The 19,101-nt window shown below is 38.7% G+C and carries 31 protein-coding genes; 1 reads left to right on the top strand and 30 read right to left on the bottom strand.

Going from position 1 to position 19,101, the window contains the following annotated elements; translation table 11 throughout:
• Positions 1-6: 6 nt before the first annotated feature.
• Complete coding sequence (locus tag IPM48_13015; GenBank protein MBK9272505.1) at positions 7-2,187, top strand: tetratricopeptide repeat protein; 2,181 nt, start codon at positions 7-9, stop codon at positions 2,185-2,187.
• Between the two features lie 51 nt (positions 2,188-2,238).
• On the opposite strand, the gene sucD is transcribed toward IPM48_13015, so the two are convergent.
• The 30 genes from sucD to rplB form a co-directional block, all read right to left on the bottom strand.
• Positions 2,239-3,111 carry a succinate--CoA ligase subunit alpha gene (gene sucD, locus IPM48_13020; protein MBK9272506.1) on the bottom strand — a complete coding sequence of 291 codons (873 nt, stop codon included), beginning with the start codon at positions 3,109-3,111 and terminating at the stop codon, positions 2,239-2,241.
• Between the two features lie 3 nt (positions 3,112-3,114).
• Positions 3,115-3,441: a hypothetical protein gene (locus IPM48_13025; GenBank protein ID MBK9272507.1), complete on the bottom strand. Its 327-nt coding sequence runs from the start codon at positions 3,439-3,441 to the stop codon at positions 3,115-3,117.
• A 34-nt stretch (positions 3,442-3,475) separates the two neighbouring features.
• Complete coding sequence (gene eno, locus IPM48_13030; protein ID MBK9272508.1) at positions 3,476-4,759, bottom strand: phosphopyruvate hydratase; 1,284 nt, start codon at positions 4,757-4,759, stop codon at positions 3,476-3,478.
• Between the two features lie 9 nt (positions 4,760-4,768).
• Complete coding sequence (gene carA / locus IPM48_13035; GenBank protein MBK9272509.1) at positions 4,769-5,896, bottom strand: glutamine-hydrolyzing carbamoyl-phosphate synthase small subunit; 1,128 nt, start codon at positions 5,894-5,896, stop codon at positions 4,769-4,771.
• Positions 5,897-6,007: 111 nt separating this feature from the next.
• Positions 6,008-6,544, bottom strand: coding sequence for a 50S ribosomal protein L17 (gene rplQ / locus IPM48_13040; protein MBK9272510.1), 537 nt, complete (start codon positions 6,542-6,544; stop codon positions 6,008-6,010).
• A gap of 36 nt (positions 6,545-6,580) precedes the next feature.
• Positions 6,581-7,591 (bottom strand): DNA-directed RNA polymerase subunit alpha, encoded by a 1,011-nt coding sequence (locus IPM48_13045; GenBank protein ID MBK9272511.1) that lies wholly within the window; start codon positions 7,589-7,591, stop codon positions 6,581-6,583.
• Between the two features lie 36 nt (positions 7,592-7,627).
• Complete coding sequence (gene rpsD / locus IPM48_13050) at positions 7,628-8,239, bottom strand: 30S ribosomal protein S4 (protein ID MBK9272512.1); 612 nt, start codon at positions 8,237-8,239, stop codon at positions 7,628-7,630.
• 33 nt (positions 8,240-8,272) lie between these two features.
• Positions 8,273-8,659 carry a 30S ribosomal protein S11 gene (gene rpsK / locus IPM48_13055; GenBank protein MBK9272513.1) on the bottom strand — a complete coding sequence of 129 codons (387 nt, stop codon included), beginning with the start codon at positions 8,657-8,659 and terminating at the stop codon, positions 8,273-8,275.
• A 40-nt stretch (positions 8,660-8,699) separates the two neighbouring features.
• Positions 8,700-9,077 carry a 30S ribosomal protein S13 gene (gene rpsM / locus IPM48_13060; protein MBK9272514.1) on the bottom strand — a complete coding sequence of 126 codons (378 nt, stop codon included), beginning with the start codon at positions 9,075-9,077 and terminating at the stop codon, positions 8,700-8,702.
• Positions 9,078-9,089: 12 nt separating this feature from the next.
• Entirely contained in the window at positions 9,090-9,206 is a 117-nt protein-coding gene (gene rpmJ / locus IPM48_13065) for a 50S ribosomal protein L36 (GenBank protein MBK9272515.1), read from the bottom strand.
• 9 nt (positions 9,207-9,215) lie between these two features.
• Positions 9,216-9,434, bottom strand: a complete 219-nt coding sequence (gene infA, locus IPM48_13070; protein MBK9272516.1) for a translation initiation factor IF-1 — start codon at positions 9,432-9,434, stop codon at positions 9,216-9,218.
• 41 nt (positions 9,435-9,475) lie between these two features.
• Positions 9,476-10,270, bottom strand: a complete 795-nt coding sequence (gene map / locus IPM48_13075; GenBank protein ID MBK9272517.1) for a type I methionyl aminopeptidase — start codon at positions 10,268-10,270, stop codon at positions 9,476-9,478.
• 29 nt (positions 10,271-10,299) lie between these two features.
• Positions 10,300-11,667, bottom strand: a complete 1,368-nt coding sequence (gene secY, locus IPM48_13080; protein ID MBK9272518.1) for a preprotein translocase subunit SecY — start codon at positions 11,665-11,667, stop codon at positions 10,300-10,302.
• Positions 11,668-11,675: 8 nt separating this feature from the next.
• Positions 11,676-12,122: a 50S ribosomal protein L15 gene (rplO, locus tag IPM48_13085; GenBank protein MBK9272519.1), complete on the bottom strand. Its 447-nt coding sequence runs from the start codon at positions 12,120-12,122 to the stop codon at positions 11,676-11,678.
• Between the two features lie 2 nt (positions 12,123-12,124).
• Positions 12,125-12,331, bottom strand: a complete 207-nt coding sequence (gene rpmD / locus IPM48_13090) for a 50S ribosomal protein L30 (GenBank protein ID MBK9272520.1) — start codon at positions 12,329-12,331, stop codon at positions 12,125-12,127.
• The gene (gene rpsE / locus IPM48_13095) at positions 12,316-12,837 is read right to left on the bottom strand and encodes a 30S ribosomal protein S5 (GenBank protein MBK9272521.1); all 522 of its coding nucleotides are present in this window, start codon (positions 12,835-12,837) and stop codon (positions 12,316-12,318) included. Before rpsE ends, rpmD begins: the two co-directional genes overlap by 16 nt.
• An 18-nt stretch (positions 12,838-12,855) precedes the next feature.
• Positions 12,856-13,194: a 50S ribosomal protein L18 gene (locus IPM48_13100; GenBank protein MBK9272522.1), complete on the bottom strand. Its 339-nt coding sequence runs from the start codon at positions 13,192-13,194 to the stop codon at positions 12,856-12,858.
• Between the two features lie 21 nt (positions 13,195-13,215).
• Positions 13,216-13,767, bottom strand: a complete 552-nt coding sequence (gene rplF, locus IPM48_13105; GenBank protein MBK9272523.1) for a 50S ribosomal protein L6 — start codon at positions 13,765-13,767, stop codon at positions 13,216-13,218.
• A 22-nt stretch (positions 13,768-13,789) separates the two neighbouring features.
• The gene (rpsH, locus tag IPM48_13110; protein ID MBK9272524.1) at positions 13,790-14,194 is read right to left on the bottom strand and encodes a 30S ribosomal protein S8; all 405 of its coding nucleotides are present in this window, start codon (positions 14,192-14,194) and stop codon (positions 13,790-13,792) included.
• Between the two features lie 26 nt (positions 14,195-14,220).
• On the bottom strand, positions 14,221-14,490 hold the full coding sequence (rpsN, locus tag IPM48_13115; protein MBK9272525.1) for a 30S ribosomal protein S14: 270 nt from the start codon (positions 14,488-14,490) through the stop codon (positions 14,221-14,223).
• 27 nt (positions 14,491-14,517) lie between these two features.
• A complete protein-coding gene (rplE, locus tag IPM48_13120) occupies positions 14,518-15,075 on the bottom strand; it encodes a 50S ribosomal protein L5 (GenBank protein ID MBK9272526.1) in 558 nt (185 codons plus the stop codon).
• Positions 15,075-15,380 (bottom strand): 50S ribosomal protein L24, encoded by a 306-nt coding sequence (rplX, locus tag IPM48_13125; protein ID MBK9272527.1) that lies wholly within the window; start codon positions 15,378-15,380, stop codon positions 15,075-15,077. Before rplX ends, rplE begins: the two co-directional genes overlap by 1 nt.
• Before the next feature lie 31 nt (positions 15,381-15,411).
• On the bottom strand, positions 15,412-15,777 hold the full coding sequence (gene rplN, locus IPM48_13130; protein ID MBK9272528.1) for a 50S ribosomal protein L14: 366 nt from the start codon (positions 15,775-15,777) through the stop codon (positions 15,412-15,414).
• A gap of 26 nt (positions 15,778-15,803) precedes the next feature.
• On the bottom strand, positions 15,804-16,058 hold the full coding sequence (gene rpsQ / locus IPM48_13135) for a 30S ribosomal protein S17 (GenBank protein ID MBK9272529.1): 255 nt from the start codon (positions 16,056-16,058) through the stop codon (positions 15,804-15,806).
• 30 nt (positions 16,059-16,088) lie between these two features.
• Entirely contained in the window at positions 16,089-16,289 is a 201-nt protein-coding gene (rpmC, locus tag IPM48_13140; GenBank protein ID MBK9272530.1) for a 50S ribosomal protein L29, read from the bottom strand.
• A 13-nt stretch (positions 16,290-16,302) separates the two neighbouring features.
• Positions 16,303-16,734: a 50S ribosomal protein L16 gene (gene rplP, locus IPM48_13145; protein ID MBK9272531.1), complete on the bottom strand. Its 432-nt coding sequence runs from the start codon at positions 16,732-16,734 to the stop codon at positions 16,303-16,305.
• Between the two features lie 62 nt (positions 16,735-16,796).
• Positions 16,797-17,573, bottom strand: coding sequence for a 30S ribosomal protein S3 (rpsC, locus tag IPM48_13150; protein MBK9272532.1), 777 nt, complete (start codon positions 17,571-17,573; stop codon positions 16,797-16,799).
• Positions 17,574-17,600: 27 nt separating this feature from the next.
• The gene (rplV, locus tag IPM48_13155; protein ID MBK9272533.1) at positions 17,601-17,948 is read right to left on the bottom strand and encodes a 50S ribosomal protein L22; all 348 of its coding nucleotides are present in this window, start codon (positions 17,946-17,948) and stop codon (positions 17,601-17,603) included.
• A 21-nt stretch (positions 17,949-17,969) separates the two neighbouring features.
• A complete protein-coding gene (rpsS, locus tag IPM48_13160) occupies positions 17,970-18,233 on the bottom strand; it encodes a 30S ribosomal protein S19 (GenBank protein ID MBK9272534.1) in 264 nt (87 codons plus the stop codon).
• 26 nt (positions 18,234-18,259) lie between these two features.
• Positions 18,260-19,093, bottom strand: coding sequence for a 50S ribosomal protein L2 (gene rplB, locus IPM48_13165; GenBank protein ID MBK9272535.1), 834 nt, complete (start codon positions 19,091-19,093; stop codon positions 18,260-18,262).
• Positions 19,094-19,101 lie beyond the last annotated feature (8 nt).

The following is a 19,101-nucleotide window of genomic DNA, read 5'->3' on the forward strand; positions in this document are numbered from 1 at the left end:
GATTGGATGCACAATGCGTGGTGGAGAATACTGATTATCTGGATTTGCACAATTCACCAAATATACAGTCAGAATCAGTTATTGGATTCACTGATCGAGCGAGAGTCCAAATACTCAGATGAAGATTCCATTCGATGCAAACTATTGATTGATATTGGGAGAGGTTTGCTCCTAAAACAAACCGAACAAAGTTTTTTGTATCTCGACAAGGCGGTTCTGCTTGCAGAGAAATTGCAGAATGGAAAATTACTCACCAACGCAATTAGTGCAAAAGGAACCGCTTACTATTATTTAAGAAAATTTGCATTTGCCCTAAGTGAGTATGAAAAAGCACTGGCAATTAATCAAAAAATGGGCAATGAACAAGGAGTTGCAAACAATTACAATAATCTAGGATTGGTTTATCAGGCCACCTTTCAATATCCTAAATCACTCGAGTGTTTTCTAAAAACTTTATCTCTGAATGAAAAAACGGGAAACCAACCAGCCTTGATCAATGCATTGGGCAACATTGGAAATATTTACAATGAATTAAGTGAATACCAAAAGGCAAAGGAGTATTATGAAAAAGCACTATCCTTAACAGATCAAATAAAAAGCAATCAGGCCCTTTCTGGAATCCTTACAAATCTGGGAAATGCCCACACTCAATTGGAAGAATATGACATTGCATTGGTTTATAAAATGAGATCGCTGGAACTGAGCAGACAGGCCAATGACTCAAATGTAATTGCGATCAACTTGGGCAATATTGCCAATGTCTATTTATTGATGGGAGTGCTTGACAAAGCATTGTCATTTTATCAGGAGGGATTGGCAATGTACCAAAAACTAAAGGATGATAAAGGTAAGGCAGAAATGCATTCTGGATTGACTGAGGCATACCTCCGATTGGGAAAATACGATTTGGCAAAGACAAATGCCTACATTGCATTACAGCTATCTAAAACCAACCAGCTTTATAATATTGAAAGTACAATCCTGAACAATCTAAGTAAAATATTTAAGGCAACACAGAATTTTGACAGCGCTTATTATACCTATCAACTCTATATAAATGCAAAACAAAAGATTGATAACGCTGAAATCCAAAGAGAAATAACGAAGACTACCCTATTGTTTGAATTTAGCAAAACAGAAGATTCGCTGCGCCAGCAACAATTGATTACTAAGATTCAGTTGAATGAACAATTGTTGATTTCTGAAAAGCAAAAACAGGAAATCAAACTAAAACAAAATGCGATTGATCTTTCAAAAAAAGAAAGGGAAATCCAAAAAATTCAAATTCAAAAGAGTCAGGCTGACTTAGAACTCGCTCAAAGCCAAAACAAAATTAAAGAAGAACAATTATTGACCGCAGAAAAAGATAAAAAGCTTCAAGCCTCATTGGTGGATCTACAAAAAGCTGAATTAGAAGTACAGAAAGTTGAAATTCAAACTCAAAAGAATCAAAAACTTTTTTTGTATAGTGGTATGGGGTTGTTGGCCATATTATCCTTTTCATTTTATCGAAATTTCATTAATCAGAAAAAATCAAAAATTGCCATTGAATCTGAAAAAAACAAGTCAGAATCTTTGCTGCACAATATTCTGCCATTTGAGATAGCACAGGAATTAAAAACGAAAGGAGAGACTACTGCTAAACGATTCAATGAAGTAACAGTACTTTTTAGTGATTTTGTGGATTTTACAAAAGTAGCAGAAAAATTATCACCAGAGGAATTGGTGCAAGAACTTCATTTATGTTTCAGCCAGTTTGATATTATATGCACAAGATACGGCCTCGAAAAAATTAAAACCATTGGAGATGCTTATATGGCTGTAGCCGGCCTTCCTGTTGAATCTAAATTTCATGCGGAAAATGCTGCAAAAGCAGCTTTGGAAATGGTAAGTTTTATGCAACAGAGATTAGAAAAAAATCCCTATACATTTAGAATTCGAATGGGCCTTCATTCAGGACCAGTCGTTGCGGGCGTGGTAGGAGTTAAAAAATTTGCGTTTGACATTTGGGGTGATACTGTCAACACCGCGTCAAGAATGGAAACAGCAAGTGAGCCGGGAAAAATTAATGTAAGTGAGATAACTGCCGGCCACCTGTCTCCGGTATATAATTTATCTTATCGAGGTAAAATGCCTGCTAAAAACAAAGGTGAAATTGACATGTATTTTTTATTGGATAAAAAGTAATCTTCCATGTTTGAGTTGTACTGCATTTATAAAAGAAATTTTTTGGAGAACTTATTTAACCAATAGATCTCTAACTTTCTCGCCAATCATCGAAGGAGATTCAACTACATGAATACCGCATTCTTGCATGACTTTGATTTTAGCTTCTGCCGTATCTTCTGCCCCACCTATTATGGCACCAGCGTGACCCATTTTGCGCCCTTTTGGCGCGGTTTTTCCAGCGATAAAGCCGACCACAGGTTTGGTTCCAAAATCCTTAATCCAAAGAGCTGCATCAGTCTCCATACTTCCGCCTATTTCCCCAATCATCACAATAGCATGGGTGTCATAATCTGACATTAGCATTTGAACGGCCTCCAATGTGGTTGTGCCAGGAATGGGATCTCCACCAATACCGATACAAGTGGACTGACCCAAACCCACTTTTGTGACCTGGTCGACCGCTTCATAGGTCAAGGTTCCGGAACGCGATACGATGCCTACATGCCCTTTGCGATGTATAAATCCTGGCATAATTCCCACTTTGGCTTCATCTGGTGTAATGACTCCGGGACAATTGGGTCCAATGAGGGTACAGGGATAATTTTTAAGATATTCCTTCACTTTTACCATATCTTGAACCGGTACCCCTTCCGTAATACAAATAATCACAGCAATTCCTGCGTCTGCTGCTTCCATGATGGCATCTGCCGCATAAGCAGGTGGTACGAATATAATGGAAGTATCAGCTTTGGTTTTTATGACTGCATCATTAACCGTATTAAACACAGGCAAACCCAGATGCAATTGTCCTCCTTTTCCCGGAGTGACCCCACCAACAACCGGAGTCCCATAAGCAATCATTTGCTCCGCGTGAAAACTTCCTTCTTTTCCTGTAAATCCCTGGACAATAATTTTAGAGTGTTTGTTAATTAGTACGCTCATTACCTATTCTTTCTTTTTGGTTTTGGTTTCAATGACAAATACCTCTTCATCTTTTCGGGACATAAAGTATTTTTCTCTTGCAAATTTTTCAAAATTTTGTTCTAAATCAATTTTATCAGCTTTTGCCTGCAAAATCATTGCTTTGTATTCATTCCTTTTTTGCTTTAACTCCTGAAGATTGCCATAGATTTTAATCTGATTCCCTATGTTGAATTTATCAAAAAACACCATGTAAATCAGAAATAAAATGATTGTAATCAATGCTTTACGTTTGTAAATATAACTTGTTACCCTGAAAGGCAATTGGAAAATTGTTGACGCATTACTCATAATTCACGGAATTAGAAGCAAATATACATTTAATTTACTTTTCAAGTAATCTTTTTCCAAAGAAAATGGAACTGCCTTCGAGTTCCTGTTCAATGCGAAGCAACTGATTGTATTTAGCCATTCTGTCTGATCTGGATAGAGAGCCTGTTTTAATTTGTCCCGCATTCACTCCAACAGCCAGGTCTGAGATAAAATGATCTTCTGTTTCACCGCTGCGGTGAGAAATAACTGCCGTAAAGGAAGAATTTTGAGCAAGTCGCACGGCTTCCATTGTCTCAGTCAGCGTTCCTATTTGATTCACTTTAATCAGAATAGAATTGGAAGCCTTCAGCTGGATTCCTTTCTTCAGCCTATTGACATTGGTCACATAAAGATCATCCCCTACCAATTGAATTTTTCTCCCAATAGCTGAATGCAATTTTATCCAACCATCCCAATCATCTTCAGCCAGACCATCCTCAATGCTAATGATAGGGTATTTGTTGACCCAATTTTCCCAATAGGCTACCATTTCATCGGTGCTAAGGCTTTTTTCTCCAGACTTATTAAATTCATAAAGTCCGGTTTCCTTATTGTACATTTCGGTGACCGCTGCGTCAATTCCTATAAATACATCCAAGCCTGGTTTATAACCGGCTTGTTCTATTGCTTTAAGAATTAACTCAACAGCTTCTTGATTGGATTTTAATGATGGAGCAAATCCTCCTTCGTCACCTACATTGGTGGAATGAGAAATTGATTTCAGTAATTTTTTAAGCGTATGAAAAATTTCTGAACCCATTTGCAAACTATGGGTAAAAGTATCAGCACCAGCCGGAATAATCATGAATTCCTGAAAATCCAGATGATTGTCTGCGTGTGCGCCACCGTTGATGATATTCATCATGGGCAGTGGTAAAATATGAGCGTTTGATCCCCCTAGATACCGATACAATGGAAGTTGAGCCTCCTCTGCAGCAGCGCGGGCACAGGCCAAGGATACGGCAAGAATAGAATTTGCTCCCAGTCTGCTTTTATTTGAAGTACTGTCCAATTCGATCATCGTTTCATCAATTAATCTTTGATCGGCCACTTCAATCCCAATGATCGTGTCAGCAATCTCTTCTTCAATTATACGGCATGCAGTAGACACTCCTTTTCCAAAATAAGAAGGATTCCCGTCTCTCTTTTCAATCGCCTCATGAGTGCCTGTAGAAGCTCCAGAAGGCACTGCTGCACGTCCTAGAAATCCATCTTCAGTAATAACATCAGCTTCCACAGTGGGAAATCCCCTGCTATCAAAAATCTGTCTTGCGACTATATCAATTATCCTGCTCATTTCCCGCAATTATACCATTTGTCTTATCCCTAATTCTCTTTGTACCAACTTTGAAAAATCTGAAAACAGATACCTTGAATCATGCGGTCCAGGGCCAGCTTCCGGATGGTACTGAACACTAAATACAGGAGAATGGTTAAATTTGAAACCCTCCACACTTTGATCGTTCAAATTGATGTGCGTAAGCGTTAACTCATCTTTGTACTTTTGGAGACCCTTCAAATCGACCATAAAGCCATGGTTTTGAGAAGTAATTTCACCAAGGCCTGTTTGTAGATTCTTCACCGCATGATTAGAACCCCGATGACTGTGAAACATTTTGACGGTTTTTACCCCATGTGCCAAGCCAAGTATCTGATGTCCCAAACAAATTCCAAAAGTAGGTTTTCCGGATGCAATAATTTCTGTTGCTGTTTGAATGGCATATTGCATTGAGGAAGGATCCCCAGGTCCATTGGACAAAAAGAAGGAATCTGGTTTCCATTCATTTATTTCTGCAAATGAGGTTTGTGCTGGAAAAACCCTTAGATAAAAATGATACAAACTTAACTGTTTTAAGATGCTCGACTTTATTCCAAAATCAATCACTGCCAGTCGCGTAGCGGATTCTATTCCTGCAATGTCATAAATCTTGTTGGTGGTAACAAGAGATGCCAACTCCAATCCTTCCATCGAAGGAACCTCATCCAACTTCATTTTCAATTTTACCGGATCTAAAATTTCACTGGAAATGATTGCATTCATGGACCCAAAAGTTCTGATATGCCTAACCAGAGCTCGGGTATCTAAGTCATAGATGCAAACAATTTTGTTTTGAATCAAATAATCTTCCAGGCTGCCATCAGCCATATTTCTACTTAAATGTTCGGAAAAATTACGGCAAACCAATCCGGAAATTTGAACCTTTGCCGACTCAGATTCTTGAAAATTAATTCCATAATTTCCAATGTGAACATTGGTCATTACAATGATCTGACCATAATAACTGGGATCAGTAAATATTTCTTGGTAACCTGTCATGCCAGTATTGAAGCAGATTTCTCCAGTACAGCTGCCTTGAAAACCAGCAGCTCTACCCTTCAATACGGTTCCATCCTGCAGTACCATGATGGCAGATCCCAAAGGTTTGTTATTCATTGAATGGATCTATTTAATTTGTTGCAAATGTACCAAAAGATATATATAATATTTGAATATAACTAGGCAATCAACAAAAAAAAAGCGGCAAATTGCCGCTTTTCTATTTCTTTATTGCTTTGCGCTTTCCTCACTCTTGTCTGATGCAGTTTCATCAACTGAAGCTTCAACTTCTTGTGGAACGTTCGCATCATTGGCATCGGTCTTCGCTTTTTTAACAGAAGATCGTCTGGTCCTTTTACCGGTTTTTGCTTCAGGGGCTTTCGCAGCCGAAGCGGAAACCATGGTGGAATTGAAATCAACCAACTCGATCAATGCCATTTCAGCGCCGTCTCCTTTCCGAAACCCGGTCCTGATCACTCTGGTATATCCTCCTGGCCTGTCAGCCACTTTTTCAGCAATACTTCCAAATAATTCGGCAACTACCTCCTTGTTGTTCAAATAACTAAAAACAGTTCGGCGGCTGTGTGTAGAATTTGTTTTGGATTTTGTAATAATCGGTTCAATGTAAACCCTCAAAGCCTTGGCTTTTGCAAGAGTGGTGGTAATTCTTTTGTGTTGAATCAATGCACCTGCCAAATTCCTCAGCAAAGCAACTCTATGTCCTTTCTTTCGGCTCAGGTGGTTAAATTTTTTTCCATGTCTCATGACAGCAGGTTTTTATCTTAATCTTATAATTAGAAACTAGTCTTTTTGATTGTCTTCGTCCATTTTAAACTTTCCCAAGTCCATTCCAAAAGAAAGATTCTTCGTCTCCAAAAGTTCTTCTATTTCAACCAATGATTTTTTACCAAAGTTTCTAAATTTCAACAACTCGTGAGTATCAAATTTTACCAATTCGCCCAAAGTGTTGATTTTTGCAGCTTTTAGACAGTTGTAGGCCCTTACGGATAAATCGAGATCTTCCAGTGGAGTTTTCAGTAATTTACGCATGTGGAGCGTTTGCTCATCTACGACGTTTTCTTCTTTTTTCACAGCATCTTCAAATGTTATATTTTCATCTGTGATAAGTAAAAGATGCTGGATTAAAATCTTGGACGCTTCCTTAACAGCTGCTTCCGGATGAATTGTGCCATCCGTTTTAATGTCCAAAATCAACTTTTCATAATCCGTTTTTTGGCCTACCCTTGTATTGGATATACTATATGTCACTTTTTTGATGGGTGTGTAAATCGCATCCAACGGAATCACTCCAATCGGTAAATCTTTAGTGAGGTTTTCATCTGCTGGCACATATCCTCTTCCTTTGGCCACTGTCAATTCAATCTCCAAATTGACAAAGGGCTCCATGTGGCAAATGATCTGATCGGGATTCGTAACTGTAAATACATTGGTAAATTTTTCAATATCCCCTGCCTTGAAAGATTCTTGTCCACTGATGGTTATATAAATTTTTTCTTCTTTGATGTCATCCTGCTGGTTTGCGGGCTTTAACCTCACTTGCTTGAGATTTAAAATAATCTCCACAACATCTTCGATAACACCTTTAATTGTAGAAAACTCGTGATCTACACCAGCTATTCTGACCAATGTTATCGCATGACCTTCCAATGATGACAAAAGAACCCTCCGCAAAGAGTTTCCCAATGTTTGACCAAATCCTGGTTCGAGAGGTTTGAATTCAAAAGAACCTTCGTAATCAGTCGCTTTTTGGAGAATGATTTTCTCAGGTTTTTGAAAGTTTAAAATACTCATATCCTTAGATAAATTGAGATGATTAAATAGAAATGCTTACTTGGAGTACAGCTCGACGATAAGCTGCTCATTGATGTTTTCGGGAATCTGGTCTCTGGTTGGATATTGTAAAAATTTGCCTTCCATTTTATCAGCATTCCATTCCAACCAAGGAAACTTGCGAACATCTGATTTTTGGGCAACCTGATGTGAAATGTATTCCAAGTTTTGAGAATTACCTTTTACAGTAATCACATCACCTGGTTTTAATCTGTATGATGGCACATTACATACCTTTCCATTGACAGCAATATGTCTATGGGACACTATTTGGCGCGCACCTTTCCTGGTGGAAGAAATTCCGAATCTAAAAACCGTATTGTCAAGTCTCGCTTCCAAAAACTGAAACAAAACTTCACCAGTAACACCTGATTTTTTATGGGCATCATGGAAGACATTTCTAAATTGTCTTTCCAATACACCATAGGTAAATTTGGCTTTTTGTTTTTCGATCAGCTGTAAGGCATAATCGGATTTCTGCTTCTTTCTTCTGGAAGGTCCGTGCTGTCCGGGAGGATATTTTTTCTTTTCAAAATATTTATCATATCCAGTCAAAGATTGACCTACTGCTCTTGACTTCTTTGTTACCGGTCCTGTATATCTTGCCATATCTTAAATAATCTAATAGGAATGGAGATGCAATTAAATTCTTCTTTGTTTGGGAGGTCTGCAACCATTGTGGGGAATGGGTGTGATATCCGTTATTTTCAATACTTTTATTCCTGAACTGTCGATTGCTCTTATGGCAGCCTCTCTTCCAGAACCGGGACCTTTCACAAAAACTTCCGCGCTGCGCATTCCCGCATCGTAAGCTACCATTGCGGCAGAATTGGCTGAAAGTTGTGCAGCATAAGGGGTATTCTTTTTTGATCCCCTGAATCCTGCTTTTCCAGCACTACCCCATGCAATTACTTCTCCCACCCTATTGCACACAGAAACTATAATGTTGTTAAATGTCGCCTGGATAAAAACGAGTCCTTCGGCATCCACCTTAACCTTTCTTTTTTTAACTTTTTTTCCTTTTGCCATTTCCTTTCATTTTTGTAATACTTAACCAAAAATCAAATCATTATTTGGTCACTTTTTTCTTATTGGCCACAGTTTTTCTCTTTCCTTTTCTGGTTCTTGCATTGGTCTTGGTTCTTTGCCCACGCACTGGCAATCCTTTCCTATGTCGAATTCCGCGAAAGCAAGCAATATCCATAAGCCTTTTGATACTCAATTGGACTTCAGATCGCAACTCTCCTTCTACTTTAATTTCATCCTGGATCACCTTGGCAATGGCCTGAACTTGATCGTTGGACCAGTCATTGACGCGCATACTTTCATCAATGTTGAGTTTATTCAAAATGTTGGAGGCAGTAGTTCGTCCTATACCATAAATATAGGTCAGGCCAATGACGCCTCTTTTATTTCTTGGAAGATCTATACCAGCTATACGAGCCATAATTATGATTGATTAACCTTGACGTTGTTTAAACTTAGGATTTTTTTTGTTAATGATATACAATCTGCCTTTTCTCCTGACAAATTTACAGTCTGCAGTCCTTTTCTTGATTGATGCACGAACCTTCATGATTGTTAATTATTTGTATCTATAAGTTATTCTACCTCTTGTTAAATCGTAGGGACTCATTTCAACTGAAACTTTGTCACCTGGTAAGATCCTAATATAATTCATCCTCATTTTACCTGATATTGTGGCTATTATAAGATGATCATTTTGTAATCTAACCCTAAACATTGCATTCGAAAGAGCCTCTTCAATAATGCCATCTTGTTGAATAAGGTTCTTTTTAGTCATCTTTTAAAATTCGGAGTGCAAATATCTGATTATTTAATGAATTATAGTATGATTTCGGAATTATTTTTTATTTCAGTTTTTATGATTTGATGGTCTGACAAAATTTCAGGTCCATTCATCCTGACAGCGATTGTATGCTCATAATGAGCCGATGCCTTCTGGTCTGCCGAAACCACTGTCCAACCATCCTTGAGCTGCTTAATCTGCTTGGTGCCCAGATTGATCATTGGTTCTATGGCGATTGTTAATCCCTCTTTCAAAACAGGACCTTTTCCTTTTTGCCCATAATTTGGCACTTCCGGTGCTTCGTGCAACTTTTTGCCGATTCCATGCCCCACTAATTCTCTTACTACTCCATAATGATGTCTCTTTTCGGCATGTTCCTGTATGGCATAACTAATGTCACCTATTCTATTTCCAACCCTTGCCTGATCAATCCCACGATACAAAGCCTCCTCGGTGACTCTGGCTAATTTTACAACTTCATCAGCCACTTCACCCAACATAAAGGTGTAAGCAGAATCACCGTAAAAACCATCTTTAATAACTCCACAATCGACAGAAATTAAATCTCCTGATTGAAAAGCTTGAGCTGAGGGTATACCATGTACGACACATTCGTTGATTGAAATACACAAGGTTCCTGGAAATCCATTGTATCCTTTGAAAGCAGGAATTCCTTGATGGTCGCGAATAAATTCTTCCGCCATTTGATCCAATTCCAAGCCCGTTTTGCCCACTTTAATTCCAGAAACCAAAAAGGCAAGCGTCTTACTGACAAGCAAACTGCTTTGGCGGATTAACTCAATTTCTTCATCAATTTTTAGGTAAATCATCCTATAGACATCTGATTGCCTACAAGGACTTAACCCATGGTCATTGGACCAATTCCTGTACTGGTTCTGCCTTCAATCCTGCCCGATTTTACCAATCCATCGTACTTTCTCATCAAAAGATAAGATTCAATTTGGGCAAGTGTATCCAAAACAACGCCTACAAGAATCAAAATTGAAGAGCCTCCAAAAAATCTTGCAAATGAACTATTCACTCCGAATACAACAGCAATGGCAGGTAATATGGTAAGAATTCCTAAAAAGATAGACCCGGGTAAAGTGATCCGGGTTGTGGTTGTATCTATATACTCTTCCGTATCAGGACCAGGTTTGATCCCGGGAATAAAAGCATTGTTTCTTTTTAAGTATTCTGCATAATTCTGCGGGTTAACGATCAAAGCTGTATAAATATAGGTAAAACCTACTACCAGAATAAATGTAATCGCGTTATTCCAAAAACCATAAGGATCTGTAAGAGCCCTCAACAGTCCTGAGCTTCCCAGGGACGGGTCATTGGTCACATACTGCACAACCGTCAATGGCAAAAACATAATGGCTTGTGCAAAAATTATTGGCATTACTCCCGCAGCATTTACCTTCAAAGGAATATAATCTCTGTCTGTCGCTACTGGCATTGCGCCACCGCCGCGTCCAACCATTCTCTTGGCAAATTGAATGGGGATTTTTCGAACTCCCTGTACAATGAGAATGGAAGCTATTATGGTCATAAACAAGATGACCAATTCAAAAATAAATAAAATCAATCCATTGTTGGCCAATTGAGCCTGAATTTCAAAGCTAAATGCACCGGGTAGTCCAGCTATAATACCAATCATGATAATCATAGACACACCATTGCCAATCCCTTTGTCCGTTATTCTTTCTCCCAGCCACATTGAAAATATGGTTCCAGTAGCCAAAATAATGCTATTCGAAAACCAAAAAACAAAAGGACTCACATTTGGATCGACCGCTCCAAGAGATTGTATATAGGTTAGATAGCCCCCACCTTGCACCAGGGTTATAAATACAGTAAAAATTCTGGTCATTTGATTGAGCTTCCTTCTGCCAGATTCTCCCTCTTTTTGCTGCAATCTTTGAAAATATGGAACAGCAAAGCCAAGTAACTGAATGATAATTGAAGCGGTGATGTAAGGCATGATCCCAAGCGCAAATATGGAAGCTTGATTGAACGCTCCACCAGTATAAGTATTTATCAATCCAAACAAACTATTGCTGCTGGAAGAAGTGGCACTTTTGAGAACACTTGGTACTACTCCAGGTAATACAACAAAAGAACCAAATCTGAAAATGGCCAATAAAGTGGCTGTAAACACCAGTTTATCTCTGAGTTCTTTTATACTCCAAATGTTCTTTATAGTTTCAATGAATTTTTTCATGTTGTAATTTAAATGATATCAACAGATCCGCCAGCAGACTGAATTTTTTCAGTGGCTGTCTGAGAACACGCATGAACTTTAATGCTTATTCCTTTCTTTGCCTCACCCCTTCCCAATATTTTTATCTTGGCATTTGATTTACACAATCCAAGTCTGTGCATTTCTTCAGGTGTAAATGTAGTAACTTGATATTTGTCGGACAAATCTGACAATTGGTCCAAATTGTAAACCTGATATTCGACTCTGTGAATATTATTAAAACCAAGTTTAGGAAGTCTCATATGAGTGGGTGTTTGACCGCCTTCAAAACCTCTTTTTCGTTTTGCACCGGCTCTGGCTTTTTGACCTTTGTGACCTTTGGTGGCTGTTCCACCATGACCCGATCCTTCTCCCCGAGCGATCCTTTTTTCTCTATGTACAGCCCCTTTTGCGGGTTTTAAGTTATGTAATTCCATTGTTAGATCTTTTCTACGGTAACCAAATGTTTTACTTTATCCACCATTCCGAGAATGGCAGGAGATGCTTGCAATTCTACAGCATCATTTAAATTTTTCAGACCAAGTGCCAAAATGGTTTTCTTTTGTCTTTCGCTTGTTTTTATGACACTTCTGATTTGTGTTATACGGACTTTGGACATAGATTTAGTATTTATATTCCTTCGAATACTTTATTGACTTCAATTTTTCTGGATTTGGCTACATCGTAAGGAGATCTGATTTTTGTAAGAGCATCGATTGTAGCTTTGACAACATTGTGTGGATTAGACGATCCGTTTGATTTTGCCAAGACATTGTGCACTCCTGCAATTTCGAGTACTGCGCGCATCGCACCACCTGCAATGACTCCAGTTCCATCGGATGCTGGTTTTATGAATACCCTACCTGCTCCAAATTTGCCATGCTGCTCGTGGGGCACTGTCCCCTTGTGTATGTGTACTTTTACCAAATTCTTTTTGGCATCGTCCACCGCCTTGGAAATGGCATCAGCTACCTCCCGGGCTTTACCCAAGCCATGTCCAACGACTCCTTTACCATCACCAACTACCACCAAGGCAGAAAAACTGAATGTTCTACCTCCTTTGGTAACTTTAGCTACCCGATTAAGAGCCACCATTTTATCTTTAAGCTCGGACTCTCCAGCTTTAACTCTTACAATATTTGTTCTTGCCATAATTTCTTCTTCTTAAAATTAAAAATTGAGTCCACCTTCACGGGCCCCTTCTGCCAAAGATTTGATCCTGCCATGGTAAACATATCCATTTCTATCAAAAACCACGGTTGAGATCTTTGATGCACTTGCTTTTTGTGCGATCAGTTTGCCTACTTCCTTGGCTTGTTCAGATTTGGAGGCATTTAAGCCTTTGCTTGAGGCCGCAACGATTGTCCTTCCAGAAATATCATCAATGATTTGACAATAAATGGCCTTATTGCTCTTATAAACGCTAAGGCGCGGTCTTTCGGATGTGCCACTTATCTTTCTCCTGATTCTGTATTTGACGCTTTGTCTTTTTTCAATTTTGTTCTTCATATACCCAAAATTTAGAATTCATTATTTACCCGCGGACTTGCCGGCTTTTCTTCTTAGAATTTCACCCGCAAATTTGATACCCTTACCTTTGAATGGTTCTGGTTTTTTGAATGAACGGATTTTAGCACAGATTTGTCCCAACAGCTGCTTATCAGATCCTTTAAGAATTATCTTAGGGTTTTGACCTTTTTCTGTCACTGTTTCAACTTTTAACTCGCTGGGTAGAAAAAACATAATAGGGTGTGAAAATCCTATTGACATTTCAAGCAAATTACCTGTATTGCTTACACGATATCCAACCCCTACCAATTCCATTTCCTTTGTAAAACCATCAGAAACTCCAGTAACAAGGTTACTTACCAAAGCACGGGTAAGGCCGTGGGCAGAACGGTGTCTTTTTTGGTTGGTCGGTCGGGTGATTGTCATAACGGACCCATCCATTTTAACTTCCATATCTGGATCAATCACCTGTGTCAAGGTCCCTTTAGGACCTTTAGCGGTTACTTTGTTTTTATCTACCTTAATCTCTACACCGTTGGGTATCGGGATTATTTTTTTTCCAATTCTGGACATAATTCTATCCTTTTATCTCTGATTAATAAATATTAAAAAGCACCTCTCCACCTAAATTTTTCTTTCTGGCTTCTTTATCAGTCATAACTCCATGTGAAGTAGATACCAGGGCAATACCTAAACCATTTTTTACCTTAGGCAATTGGTCTGAGGTCTTATAAATTCTTCGACCGGGTTTACTCACTCTCAACAATTCCTGAATTACAGGTAATTTGCTAATCGGATCATACTTAAGGGCTATTTTGATTGCTCCTTGTTTATTTTCGGTTTCTACAAATTTGTACTTGAGCAAATAACCATAGTTATATAATATTTCCGTAATTTTCTTTTTCATATTAGAAGCAGGAATCTCTACAACCCTATGGCTCGCCATTTGTGCATTGCGTATCCTGGTGAGGTAATCTGCAATTGGATCTGTTGTTATCATATAAACTTAAATTACTTTTATTAAAATTACCAACTAGCTTTTGTTACTCCAGGAATTTTTCCTTCCAATGCCATCATACGAAATGCGTATCTAGAAATTCCAAACCTTCTCACAAAACCTTTTGGTCTGCCTGTTAATTGACAGCGGTTTTTGAGACGAACAGGAGAGGCATTGCGCGGCAATTTATCCAATGCATCATAATCACCCTCTTTTTTAAGTTTTGCGCGAACGTCGGCAAACTTGGCGACCATTTTCTCCCGCTTATTTTGTCTTGCAATAATTGACTTTTTGGACATATCCTGTAGTTGATTTAAAATTGTATTTTAATTATTTGCATTCTTGAATGGAAGGCCCAATTCTTTCAAAAGACTAAAAGCCTCTGCATCGGTTTTGGCAGTTGTCACAAAAGTGATGTCCATTCCTGTTATTTTATTAATCTTATCAAGATCAATCTCAGGGAAGATAATTTGCTCAGTGACTCCCATGGTATAATTACCTCTTCCATCAAAACTTTTATCATTGATTCCTCTAAAGTCACGCACCCTTGGAAGCGCTACCGTAATCAATCGATCTAAAAACTCATACATTCTTTGAGATCTAAGGGTTACCCTTACACCAATTGGCATGCCGTCGCGCAATTTAAAATTTGAAATTGCCTTTCTGGCATAAGTAGCCACCGGCTTTTGACCAGTAATAATGCTCAACTCAGATACTGCGTTTTCAATTAATTTTTTATCCTGGGTTGCCGCGCCAATTCCTTGATTGATGCATATTTTTACAAGTCTGGGCACCTCCATGCTTGAACTATAATTGAATTTCTCCATCAAAGCTGGCACCACATTGGATTTATAAAATGTCGCTAATCTTGGTTCGTAACTCATCACTTAATAATTTCATTTGACTTTTTAGAATACCTTACTTTGAGCCCCTTCTCGATTTTATATCCCACTCGGGTTGGGCTTCCGGACTTAGGATCCAATAACGCTAGATTTGAAATATGCAAAGGTGCCTCAATATCCACAATTCCTCCTGGGTTGTTGTTGGTTGGCTTGAGATGCTTTTTGCGAATATTTATCCCTTCCACGACTGCCCGGTTGGTTTCTTTAATTATAGCTGTAATAGTTCCTTTCTTTCCTTTTTGTGATCCGGCAATTACCTGGACAGTATCACCTTTTTTTATTTTCAACTTCATCATATGGCGTTAAAATTTGATATAATTAAATAACCTCTGGAGCCAGAGAAACAATCCTCATATAATCTTTTTCTCTTAATTCACGTGCAACTGGACCAAAAATGCGGGTTCCTCTTGGTTCATCCGAAGCATTAAGCAACACAACTGCATTGTCATCAAACCGGATGTAGGAACCATCCCGTCTCTTGACTTCTTTGGCTGTACGAACGATAACTGCTTTTGAAACTGTTCCTTTCTTTACCCCTCCCGGTGAAGCCGATTTAACGGTAACAACAATTTTGTCACCCAAAGAAGCATATCTTCTGGCTGTACCTCCCAAAACACGAATGCACAATACCTCTTTAGCACCGCTGTTGTCTGCCACTCTTAATCTGCTTTCCTGCTGAATCATATCCGTTCGATTTAATTTATTTTAAATTATTCTCCTTTTTTGATGACCTCTACCAGCCTCCAACATTTCATTTTACTCAGTGGTCTGGTTTCCATAATTTTCACTACATCCCCAATTCCACATTCATTGTTCTCATCATGTGCATAATACTTCTTGTTTTTCTTCACGTACTTTCCGTATTTTGGATGCAACATTCTTTGCTGGATGGTAACTGCAATGGTTTTGTCCATTTTATTGGAACTCACCACACCAATTCTCTGTTTTCTTAAATTTCTTAACATACTTATTAGATGAAATATGGATGATGCTGATTAGGTATTTTTTCTTTTCGTTAACTCTGTATTCATCTGAGCAATTTCCCTTCTCAATACAGGAATTGCAGCAGGATTTGACAAGCCCTTTACTTTGTGTTCAAATCTCAATTTGGCCAAATTCTCCTTGGCCAAGCTCAAATCCTTTTGAAGCGTTTCTAACTCCATATTGACAAAGTCCGAATATTTTCTCGTTTTCATTTATCTCGAAAGTTTAACTATTGGTGTTATAATTGTAATCTCTTCTAACTACAGTTCGGGTCAGTACTGGCAACTTTTGGGCAGCCAATCTAAATGCCTCTTCTGCAATATTGAATGGTACACCATCCATTTCAAACATGATAGTTCCAGGCTTAACGACAGCAATGTAATGATCCAAAGAACCTTTTCCTTTTCCCATCCTCACCTCAGCTGGTTTTGAAGTAATAGGTCTGTCCGGAAAAATGCGAATCCATACGGTTCCTTCCCTTTTCATATAACGAGTCATGGCTATCCTTGCGGCCTCAATTTGTCGGTCTGTTATTCTGGCAGAATCAACAGATTTTAATCCAAAAGATCCGAAAGCAATGGTATGACCCCTGTGCGCGTCACCGCGATTCCTTCCTTTCTGCTGTTTTCTGTATTTCAGTCGTTTAGGCTGTAACATATCCTTTATTTAAGCTATATTTTTAAAAAAAGAGTTGCAAAATTACAACAATTTATACTATTTTATCTCCTTTTATCTCTTCTGCCTCCTTTGTCTCCTCCACGGCTTCCTCTTTCAGATCTTTCACCTCTTTCAGGTCTCTCCGGTCGATCACCACCCCTGAATGGTTTGTTTTCCTTTTTTGTCAGCCCAACCAATGGAGAAAGATCTCTCTTGGTAAAAACTTCTCCTTTACAAATCCACACTTTTATTCCTATTTTTCCATAGACAGTCAGTGCTTCTCTAATGGCGTAATCTATATCAGCTCTGAATGTATGGAGAGGAATTCTTCCCTCCTTGTATTCTTCTGAACGTGCCATTTCTGCACCATTCAATCTACCTGAAATTCTGATTTTTATTCCTTCAGCTCCTGCCCGCATGGTTGACTGGATGGCCATTTTTATAGCCCTGCGGTAATTAATTCTAGATTCTATTTGTTTGGCCACAGAATCACCTACAATGATCGAATCCAATTCTGGCTTTCGTATCTCGATTATATTGATCTGAACATCCTGATCCGTAAGCTTTTTCAATTCTTCTTTAATCCTATCTACTTCTGTTCCTCCCTTTCCAATAATAATTCCAGGTCTCGAAGTTTGAATAGAAACCGTAATTCTTTTCAAGGTCCGTTCTATCACTACGCGAGCAACACCACCTTTTGCAATCCTGGCATCCAGGTAGTTGCGAATTTTTTCATCTTCCACAACTTTTTGTGCCATATTACTGCCACCAAACCAGCTGGATTCCCATCCTCTGATGATTCCTAATCTATTACCTATTGGATTTGCCTTCTGACCCATTTATAATTTATTTACAATCGTTTTAAATTAATTTTCTTTACTTGCAACCACCAAAGTCACATGGTTTCTGCGTTTTCTAATTCGATGTGCACGCCCATGCGGTGCAGGCTGGAACCTTTTTAAAACGGTTCCTCCATCAACAAAAGCTGTTTTGACAAATAATTCATAGTCATCTGCAGCCCCTTCACCATGTTTTTGCTCCCAGTTGTTGATCGCAGACAGAAGCAATTTCTCAAGCCATTCAGAAGCTTCCTTCTTGGTAAACTTCAAAATATGCAATGCCTGATTGACCTTTTTACCCCTGATGAGATCAACGACCAAACGCATTTTGCGCGGTGACATCGGACAGTTTCTTAATTTAGCTACAGCTTCCATTTTTATCTCTGTTTACGTTAATTATCTATTTCCTGAGTGACCTTTAAATGTTCTGGTTGGAGCAAATTCACCAAGTTTATGACCTACCATATTTTCAGAAACATATACAGGAATAAATGATTTTCCATTATGAACGGCTATGGTTTCTCCGACCATATCAGGAATTATCATCGAAGCTCTACTCCAAGTTTTGATAACGGATTTCCTACTTGACTCCTTGGCCTTTTGGATTTTTTCCAAAAGTTTATGGTGAATATATGGTCCTTTTTTAATTGATCTTGCCATGACTTATAGAAGATTATTGAATTTACTTATTTTTTAGTAGATTTTCTTTTTGAAATAATCAAATTGTCTGAATGCTTGTGAGGGCTTCTAGTTTTAAGCCCTTTTGAAAATTGTCCATTTCTAGATCTTGGCTGTCCTCCAGATGAACGCCCTTCACCACCACCCATTGGATGGTCTACCGGATTCATCGCTACCCCTCTAACTCTTGATCTGAAACCCATCCATCTGTATCGACCTGCTTTACCAACAGACTCTAAACTATGGTCCGGGTTGGAGGTAGATCCGATGGTTGCTTTACACGTCATAAGGACTCGTCTAATTTCACCAGAAGGCATTTTGATTACAGCATAGCGATCCTCTTTACCCATCATAGTTGCAGAGGTCCCTGCAGATCTAACCAAAGCTGCTCCCTGACCTGGGTGTAATTCAATGTTATGAATACTTGAACCCAATGGAACTTCTGACAATGGCAAAGCATTCCCTATTTCAGGAGCAGCACCGGCACCACTAATAACCTTTGTATCCACTTTGAGTCCATTGGGTGCAAGAATGTATCTTTTTTCTCCATCAGCATACCAAAGCAAGGCAATAAATGCGGTACGATTTGGATCGTATTCGATGGATTTTACAGTTGCAGGAACGCCATCTTTGTTTCTAAGAAAATCTATGATTCTATATTTCTTCTTATGGCCACCACCTCTGTTTCTTGTGGTGCGATGGCCTTGATTGTTTCGACCACCAGTTGATGACTTTGAAGCCATCAATGATTTTTCAGGAACATCAGCTGTGAGTTCTTCAAATGTATTTGCTACCCTAAATCGGGTACCTGGTGTAACTGGTTTTAACTTCTTAACAGGCATACGGCTTG

Source organism: Saprospiraceae bacterium (genome assembly GCA_016715965.1).
Lineage (GTDB): Bacteria > Bacteroidota > Bacteroidia > Chitinophagales > Saprospiraceae > Vicinibacter.